Source organism: Endozoicomonas sp. SESOKO4 (assembly GCF_024606275.1).
The window spans coordinates 1-1,024 of sequence record NZ_JAHHPS010000650.1 but is presented as its reverse complement, the minus strand read 5'-3'; the positions used below and the strand labels follow the sequence as shown (position 1 = coordinate 1,024).

The 1,024-nt window shown below is 47.8% G+C and carries 2 protein-coding genes; both read left to right on the top strand.

The window, feature by feature from the left end:
• On the top strand, window positions 1–289 hold a 289-nt coding region (locus KDK16_RS12680), incomplete at its 5' end, for an ankyrin repeat domain-containing protein (RefSeq protein ID WP_257276401.1).
• Window positions 290–575: 286 nt separating this feature from the next.
• A partial coding sequence (locus KDK16_RS12675) for a hypothetical protein (protein ID WP_257276400.1) occupies window positions 576–1,024 on the top strand: 449 nt, incomplete at its 3' end.

The following is a 1,024-nucleotide window of genomic DNA, read 5'->3' as shown; positions in this document are numbered from 1 at the left end:
GACTAACAAGGGTGCCACCCCGCTGTTCATCGCTGCCCAGAATGGCCATACCGACTGTGTAAAAATCCTGATCGAAGCCGGAGCGGATCTCAACGCCCAGAAAAACAATGGCATAACCCCGCTGTTCGTTGCTGCTTCAAAAGGCAATACCGGCTGCGTGAAAGTCCTGATCAATGCCGGTGCGGATCTCAACGCCGCGGCGTGGGGTGGCGCAACTCCAATGTCCATCGCAACCGAGATGGGCAATACCGACTGCGTAAAAGTCCTGACCGAGGCCGGGGCAAGGTAGGTAACAGAGGCAAAGACAGGGAACAAAAGAAAGGCGTTATCTTATCCGAAAAACACGCCTCTCAGGTGTTCCCATCTTCTGAGTGTTTGAAATGGGTGATTATTTAGTCACTGCAGACTTTGTAGTCATAGAGAAAGTGAAGTTGGATCACTTTCACCTCAGCACCACAGTTTATGGGGCAGGCCTGAATGTTTCTCCGGGGCAATTGAGAGAACGGTTAACCGCGTAACTTGAGTTATTTTCCTGATCTATCCTTCCTCTCTGTACACCAGAGTTCAAGGGTAGAATGATTAAACACTCACTCTTTGCAGCACCGCTGTTACTCATGACATTGTCTGTCATCTGTCAGGCTCAACCGTTGAAAAGACGTTTTGTTGTCGAGCTTGAACAGAAAACAGGTTCTCCAAACCAGAACGTTTCTATAACACCTGACCAACACACACTATCGTACACCTTGTCAGACATTGCTCACACAAAAGGCTGTGCAGGATCAGATTTACCGCCTGATGAGAAACAAGGCAGAGTAATCGGTTGCGAGCTAAAAACGACCATTATTGAATCCATTTCGTGGCCATGGCTTGACACCAATTATCTGCTGATGGGTTACGAACTGATCCTGACCAGCAAAAATACTCCTCTCAGCTCCACCTCTTACTCATGGCTACCTGTAGAAGTGGTTGTCACTGTCGTTTGGCTTTTAAAGAGTTATTGGGATACTAAATCAGCGTCGTTTAA